General features: G+C 65.0%; 5 protein-coding genes. 2 read left to right on the top strand and 3 right to left on the bottom strand.

Going from position 1 to position 7,468, the window contains the following annotated elements; genetic code table 11:
- Window positions 1–186 precede the first annotated feature (186 nt).
- Together xylA and xylB are read right to left on the bottom strand one after the other, a co-directional pair.
- Window positions 187–1,500 (bottom strand): xylose isomerase, encoded by a 1,314-nt coding sequence (gene xylA, locus HNO88_RS19655; RefSeq protein ID WP_184249871.1) that lies wholly within the window; start codon window positions 1,498–1,500, stop codon window positions 187–189.
- 11 nt (window positions 1,501–1,511) lie between these two features.
- The gene (xylB, locus tag HNO88_RS19650; RefSeq protein ID WP_184249869.1) at window positions 1,512–2,954 is read right to left on the bottom strand and encodes a xylulokinase; all 1,443 of its coding nucleotides are present in this window, start codon (window positions 2,952–2,954) and stop codon (window positions 1,512–1,514) included.
- Window positions 2,955–3,057: 103 nt separating this feature from the next.
- Between xylB and HNO88_RS19645 the strand changes: the two genes are divergently transcribed.
- Entirely contained in the window at window positions 3,058–4,125 is a 1,068-nt protein-coding gene (locus tag HNO88_RS19645; protein WP_184249866.1) for a LacI family DNA-binding transcriptional regulator, read from the top strand.
- 72 nt (window positions 4,126–4,197) lie between these two features.
- Window positions 4,198–5,598, top strand: coding sequence for a sugar porter family MFS transporter (locus HNO88_RS19640; protein ID WP_184249863.1), 1,401 nt, complete (start codon window positions 4,198–4,200; stop codon window positions 5,596–5,598).
- A 75-nt stretch (window positions 5,599–5,673) separates the two neighbouring features.
- Here the strand turns inward: HNO88_RS19640 and HNO88_RS19635 are convergent, their stop codons facing one another.
- Window positions 5,674–7,335, bottom strand: coding sequence for a family 43 glycosylhydrolase (locus HNO88_RS19635; protein ID WP_184249860.1), 1,662 nt, complete (start codon window positions 7,333–7,335; stop codon window positions 5,674–5,676).
- Between the last annotated feature and the right edge of the window lie 133 nt (window positions 7,336–7,468).

The raw sequence follows: 7,468 nt of genomic DNA, 5'->3' as shown, positions 1-7,468 counted from the left end.
GGCTCCGCTGCGCAGGCCATTGCTCAACCCGCGCTCACGCGTAACAAAGCTGCCCGGCTCTAATCCGTGCTGGTGGATACCAGGGGGTCACGTCATGGGGCATTTCCAAGTTGACCCTTTACGGTCAATGGCTCGGAAAATGCGGCATCAAAAACCTAGAGCGTCTTCGCTCATAATGATGACGCTCTAGAACCGATTGACCAGGTTCTCGAGCCACTCCTGGCGGCCGGAACGCGGCTCTGGCGCGCGATTGGCTTGGATCGCAAGTTCGGCTACCGAGGCGAGCGTGGCCTCGGGCGCATGGATCGCCTTGCCGGTCTCGCCCCGCCAGCCTGCGTAACGTTCCTGGCGGAAAGCATCGAGCTGGCCGTCTTCGATGATGGCCGCTGCGCGCAGGAGCGCACGTGCGATCGTATCGATGCCGCCGATGTGGCCGTGGAACAAGTCGGTGGCGTCGATGGACTGGCGGCGAACTTTCGCGTCGAAGTTGAATCCGCCGGTGGTGAACCCGCCTGCGCGAATGATCTCGATCATCGCCAGGGTGGTTTCCTCGACCGAGTTGGGGAATTGGTCGGTATCCCAGCCGTTTTGCGGATCGCCCCGGTTGGCGTCGATCGAACCGAAGATGCCAAGGGCGCGGGCCATGGCGATTTCATGCTCGAAGGTGTGGCCCGAAAGCGTCGCGTGGTTCGCCTCGATATTGACCTTCACCTCATTCTCGAGCCCGAACCGCTTGAGGAACGCGTAAACCGTCTGGGTGTCGAAATCGTACTGATGCTTGGTCGGCTCGTGCGGCTTGGGTTCGATCAGGATGGCGCCTTTGAAGCCAATGCGGTGCTTGTGCTCGACCACAAGGCTGAGAAGCCGGCCGAAGTTCTCCTGCTCGATGCCGATCTCGGTGTTCAGGAGGGTATCATAGCCTTCGCGGCCACCCCACAGGACGTAGTTGGCGCCGCCCAGGCGGTGGGTCGCCTCCAGGCAGTCGCGCACCTGCATCGCGGCCCAGGCATAGACCTCCGGATCCGGATTGGTCGCCGCACCCGCCATGTAGCGCGGGTGGCTGAACAGGTTGGCGGTGCCCCACAGCAGCTGGCGGCCGTGCTTGCCTTGCAGTTCCTCGAGATGATCGACGGCTTCGGCAAAGCTGGAGCGGAACGAGCCGGCGTCCTCGGCATCGGCCATCACATCGACATCGTGGAAGCAGTAAAACGGCACGTCGAGCTTCTCGACGAATGCCAGCGCGGCCTCGCGCTTGGCGGTGGCACGGGCCGCATCGTTGGGGCCGGCGTGCCAGGGGCGGTTAAAGGTCCCGGCACCGAACACGTCGCTCCCCGGCCAGCAGAAGGTGTGCCAGAAGCAAACGGCGAAGCGCAGGTGCTCCTCCATTCGCTTGCCCATCACGACCCGGTCCTTGTCGTACCAGCGGTAGGCGAGGTCGTTCGTGCTTTCGGGCCCTTCGAAGCGGATGGTGTCGAACGGGGCGAAATAGTCGGCGGACATGGCTCTTCCTTTCAAAGGTCGCGGATCGCGGCATAAGCCGCGCGAAACTTGGCAAGCTTGGGTGCGAGGCGCTGGGCCAGCGCGACATCGGGTTCAATCACATGGCTGACGGGCGGGCGAACGCACACCTCGGCGGCCGAAGCGCCGGTGACGGCCATCTGCGCCAAGCGCGCGGCCCCCAGCGCGGGGCCGACTTCCCCGCCGTCGAGATAGTCGAGCGGCACGCCCAGGACCGAGGCGAGGATCGTGCCCCAGAAGCGTGAACGGCTACCCCCGCCAATGACCGAGAGGCGTTCGACGGCGGTGCCTGCCTCGCGCAGCACGTCGAGTCCGTCGGCATGGGCGAACGCCACGCCTTCGAGCACGCTGACGGCCACGCGCCCGGCATCGGTGGCATTGTCGAGGCCGAGGAAGGTGCCCCGGACATGGGCATCGTTGTGCGGTGTTCGTTCGCCCGACAGATACGGGAGGAACAGCTCGCCGCCTGTCCCCGCGCCGGTGGCCTCGGCCAAGTCGAACAGCGCCGCGGGACCGGCCAGGCCGAGAAGATTCGCAGCCCAGTCGACACAACTGGCGGCCGAGAGGTGGACGCTCATCTGGTGCCACATGCCCGGGAGACAGTGGCAGAAGGCGTGGACGGCACGAGCGGGGTTCGGGCGGAAGTCGCTCGTGGCGACGAAAATCACCCCCGAAGTGCCGAGCGACAGCAAGGCATCGCCGTCGCGGACGACCCCCACGCCAACTGCGCCCGCAGCGTTGTCGCTGGCGCCCGCGGCGACGGGAACCCGTCCCATGCCCCAGCGCGCGGCGACGTCGGCACGAAGCTGGCCGGTGATCTGGTTACCCTCGAACAGCCGCGGCATCTGGGCGCGCACCAGCCCGCTCGCGGCGAGCATGGCGTCGCTCCAATCGCGCGCTCCGACATCGAGCCACATCGTCCCCGCGGCATCGGACATATCGGTGGCCATGTCACCGGTCATGCAAAGGCGAATGAAGTCTTTGGGCAACAGGACCTTTTGGACCCCGGCGAACACGTCAGGCTCGTTGTGCCGCACCCACATCAACTTGGGTGCGGTAAACCCTGGCATGATGAGATTGCCGGTGATCTCGCGCGAAGAGCGCTCGATCGCTTCCAATTCGGCACATTCGGCAAAGCTGCGGCCATCGTTCCACAGGATCGCCGGTCGCAGAGGGCGACCGTCTTCGCCTAGAAGGGTCGCCCCATGCATCTGCCCCGCCAATCCGATCCCGGCAATCGCGGCGCGGATCTGGGGCGCAAGGCCCAGCACCGCCATTTCGGTGGCGGCCCACCAGTCGGAGGGATCCTGCTCAGACGACAGGGGATGGGGCCGCGACACGACAAGCGGCGAACTGTGCTGCGCGCGCAGGACGCCGTCCGCGTCTATGACGATTGCTTTTACACCCGAGGTGCCGACATCAATGCCGAGATACATTTCAGAATCGCTCTCCACCGCCGGAGTTAGCGCTACCATCGCTTGGGGCGCAAGTCGCTTGATGCCGCTTGCCGCCCTGCCGCGGCGATTATAGGCAGGGACGATGACCAGCGGCCAAGCACCTCGACGCAAACGCCGGACGCAAAGCGCGCCGACCGTGGCGGATGTCGCGCGCGCGGCTGGCGTATCGCTGATGACGGTATCGCGCGTCATCAATGCCGAGCCGAACGTGCTGGAGGCGACACGAACGAAGGTGCGCGCCGCGGTCGAACAGCTCGGCTACGTTCCCAACCTTGCCGCGCGTAGCTTGGCCGGCGCCGCCCAATGCCGGATTGCTCTCCTGTTTTCCAACCCGAGTGCGGCGTACCTGAGCGAGTTGCTCGTCGGCGTCCTGGCCGAAGCTGCGGCACAGAATGCCGAGCTTACGGTCGAACCCTACCTCGCCTCCGAGAGCGTCGCCCCATTGGTGGCAAGGTTGGTTCGCCACCGGATCGACGCCGTCGTCCTGCCGCCGCCGCTTTGCGAGGATACGTCGCTCTTGGACGCGCTGCAGGCTGCCGGCTTGGCCCTTGTGCAAATCGCCTCGGGCTCGCCCGCCGCGCTGGCCCATGCCGTCACGATCGACGACGAGGCGGCTGCCTGTGCGATGGTCCGCCGCCTGGAAGCGCTGGGCCATCGCCGGATCGCCCTGATTACGGGCGATGCCAACCAGGCCAGCAGCGCGATGCGGCTCAGGGGCTATGAACAGGCGATCCGCGAACTCGGGCTTCCGGTGGATCCCACGCTGATCGTCGCCGGTGACTTTACATACCGGTCGGGGCTTGCTGCTGCCGAGCAGCTACTTTCGCTCACCCCGCGGCCGACGGCCATTTTTGCCAGCAACGACGATATGGCTGCGGCGGCGGTGTCCGTCGCGCACCGGCTCGGCCTCGAGATCCCGCGAGACCTGACGGTTTGCGGATATGACGACACGACGATGGCGACGACGATCTGGCCCGAGCTGACCACGATCCGACAACCGATCGCGGAGATGGCTCGACAAGCCGTCCGCTTGCTCGTCGATGCCATAAAGAGGCGCCATGCCGGGCTGCCGGCGCCCCTGCATCACATCCAGTTGGACTTCGAACTGATCCTACGGGGCTCGCACGCAGGTCCGCTTTCGGCAGCTTGACGTTTGTTGCGGCGATAGCGATGGTAGCGCTCACAGGCGCGCAGCGACGATGGCGCCGGGAGGGGTAAGAGCATGCAGGCTGGCGAACAACGGGCGAACCTCGGCTTCATCGGGCTGATCGTGGCCGTCGCGACGATCGGCGGCTTCATGTTCGGCTACGATTCAGGGGCGATCAACGGCACTCAGGAGGGCCTAAAGCACGCCTTCGGCCTCAATGAAACGCAGCTGGGCCTTACCGTCAGTGCGCTGTTACCCGGCTGCGCGCTCGGCGCGTTCATGGCCGGTCGCTTCTCGGACATTCTCGGGAGGCGCACGGTGATGATGCTCGCCGCGGCGATGTTTATCCTGAGCGCACTTGCGTCAGGGGCCGCGCCATCGGCTCTCATCCTGGCCATCGCGCGGTTCGTTGCCGGTGCCGCGGTGGGCGCAGCCAGCGTCTTGTCGCCCGCCTACATCAGCGAAGTGACCCCTGCTCATATTCGCGGCCGCCTGTCCAGCGCGCAGCAGGTGATGATCATTTCGGGCCTGACCGGCGCATTCCTGGCGAATTATTACCTCGCCAACGCGGCGGGCTCGTCGCTCGGGATCTTCTGGGGCGGCTTTCCAGCCTGGCGCTGGATGTTCTGGGTGCAGGCTGGCCCCGCCTTTCTGTTTCTGGTGACGCTGCTGCTGATCCCGGAAAGCCCCCGCTTTCTGGTGGCCAAAGGGCGACTAGTGGAAGCTGAGTCCGTACTCGCGCGATTGTTCGGCGCGACAGCGGCCAAGCCGAAGCTTGCCGAAATCGCCGCGTCGTTGAAATCCGATCACGCACCCAGCCTGGCCGACATCCGCAAACCCGGCGGAGGCTGGCGGCCGATTGTCTGGGTCGGCATCGGCCTCGCCGTTTTCCAACAACTGGTCGGCATCAACATCGTGTTCTATTACGGCGCGGTTCTGTGGCAGGCGGTGGGTTTCAGCGAGGCAGACGCTCTCAAGATCAACATTCTTTCGGGTGTCGTCTCCATCGCCGCGTGCCTGATGTCGATTGCACTGGTCGATCGGATCGGCCGGCGTCCTCTGCTGTTGATCGGCTCGCTGGGGATGGCCGTGACGCTCGGAATGCTTGCCTGGTGCTTTGCCCAAGGCGCATTCGTCGATGGCAAGCTCGCCCTCCCGGCGCATGTCGGAACCATCGCGCTGATCGCCGCCAACCTTTATGTCGTGTTCTTCAATCTCAGTTGGGGCCCGGTCATGTGGGTCATGCTGGGCGAGATGTTCCCGAACCAGATGCGCGGATCGGCGTTGGCGATCGCCGGCGCCGCCCAGTGGCTTGCCAACTTCGCCGTCAGTTCTAGCTTCCCTTGGCTTGCCAAGAACGTGGGACTGCCGGGCACCTATGCCGCGTACACCCTGTCAGCAGTGGTCTCGTTCTTTTTTGTCCGTGCCTTCGTGCGCGAAACCAAAGGCGTGGAACTCGAGGCGATGCAAGGCTGATGTCTATCGACACACAAAGCTTCTGGGAGCGTGGACGAGTCCACGCTCCCAGAAGCTTTCGTCGATCTGAGGCGGCTAGAGCGCCTGATAGTTCAAGGAGCGGAACGTCGCTTGGCCCGAGCCGGTGACAAACAGCGCCGGTCGCAAGCTCAGGAAGCCGTCGGCGACGTTGTGATTGTATCCAGCCACCTCGAACGATCGGACCAGCGTCCAGTTCGCACCGTCCGGGCTCGAGAAGAAACTCGCCACGTTCTCGTCGTTGACCACCCGCAAGAAGAAGCGACGCCCCGGCGAAGCGCCCGCTGATCGGAACGTGCCAGCGCCATGCTTGTAGGCCGTAAAGCGCTTCTCATCGGCGCCGAGCCCGCAATAGAACCGCGGATTGTAGAACAGGACCAATCCGCCCTGCGTCTGGCCTTCCAGTTCCATTTCGACCGTGACCTCGTACCGCCGGTCTCCGACATTCATCGCCAGCGGGGAAGAATCGCCCGGAGCCCGGCCCTGTCCCTTCAGGATCAGGGCGCCGGTGCGCACTTCCGCCCGGGCGGCATAATCCCCGCCGGGGCCGAAAAACTGTAGCCGCGGCCCGAAATCGCCGTCTGTGAATGCACCGGAGCGTCTCGCACCGTGCGGTCCGTTGAACGTCGCGGCGGGCGCCCGGAAGGGGGCGGAAAGATCGTTTCGTGATGCGCGAGGCCAGCCATCGGCCCCCCATTCGAGCGGTTCGAGCAGCATCTGGCGGCCGAGCGTGCGAAAGCCGTTTTCGTAGCCGTGGTAGACCATCCACCACTTCCCGGCCTTGTCTTCGACAAAGGTCGCGTGGCCCTTCGACCACCACGGTTCCCGCACGTCCCAGGTCCTGACGAGCGGATTGTGGGGCGAGTTCTCCCACGGCCCGTGGATCGAGCGGGAGCGCGCCACGACCACCATGTGGCCGGTCGGCGGACCCGCCGTACCGCCCTCCGCCGATACCATGTAGTACCAACCGTCCTTGCGGAGCATCTTGGGGCCTTCGGCCTCGAACCCCTCGACCACCCAATCGGCCGGATATTGCCAGCCCTCGTAGACTTTCTCTGCCTTGCCAGTGCGTGACAGGCCATCGTCGCTGATCGGAACGCGCTGTCCGCCGCCCAGGAACAGGTACCGCTTGCCGTCCTCGCCGACAGCGTGCCCGGGATCGATGCCTTCGCCGATCTTCATGGCAACAGGGTCGCTCCACGGCCCTGTGATCTGATCGGCATGAACGACGTAAGTCTCAATCGGTGGGCGCGGCGGACCGGGGGGCGGGGCGGCCGCCGCGCCCGGACGGTTGATGGCTGGGAAATAGATGAAATAGCGCCCATCGTGCTTGACGAGATCGGGCGCGTAGACCGAGCCTACCGGCTTGCGCAGCGCCGGCCCCATAGGCGTCCAGTTGACGAGGTCGCTGGACTGCCAGACGACCAGGCCTGGGTAATAGTCGAACGACGACGACACTTTGTAGTACCGATCGCCGTCGCGCAGGATGCTGGGGTCGGGATGGTCGCCGGCCAACACCGGGTTCAGGAACTTGCCGTTGCCAAGATCGCCGTTGCGCTGCCCATCGATTCCGCGTGCCCAGGGGCCAAGTCCGACTTTGCGGCCCACCGCGGCAGAGGCAGTCTTGGCGAGTGCCAGCTCGCCAGGCAAAGCCGCGCCGACGGCCACGGTCGCTCCGGCGAGGAACACGTCACGGCGAGTGGTCTTCAAGTCGGACATTTGCTCTCTCCCGATCCCTGCCGAACCTGGATCGGCCCCGGCATGCCTTTGAGAAATTGGTAGCGCTACCAAGACGGCAATGCAATCGTGGCGGGCACAAGCGGCGTATGTCTGAACAAGACAACTGGCGCAG

Source organism: Novosphingobium chloroacetimidivorans (assembly GCF_014204535.1).
Classification (GTDB): domain Bacteria; phylum Pseudomonadota; class Alphaproteobacteria; order Sphingomonadales; family Sphingomonadaceae; genus Novosphingobium; species Novosphingobium chloroacetimidivorans.
The sequence above is the reverse complement of the archived record's forward strand: the minus strand, read 5'-3'. Positions and strand labels throughout refer to the sequence as shown.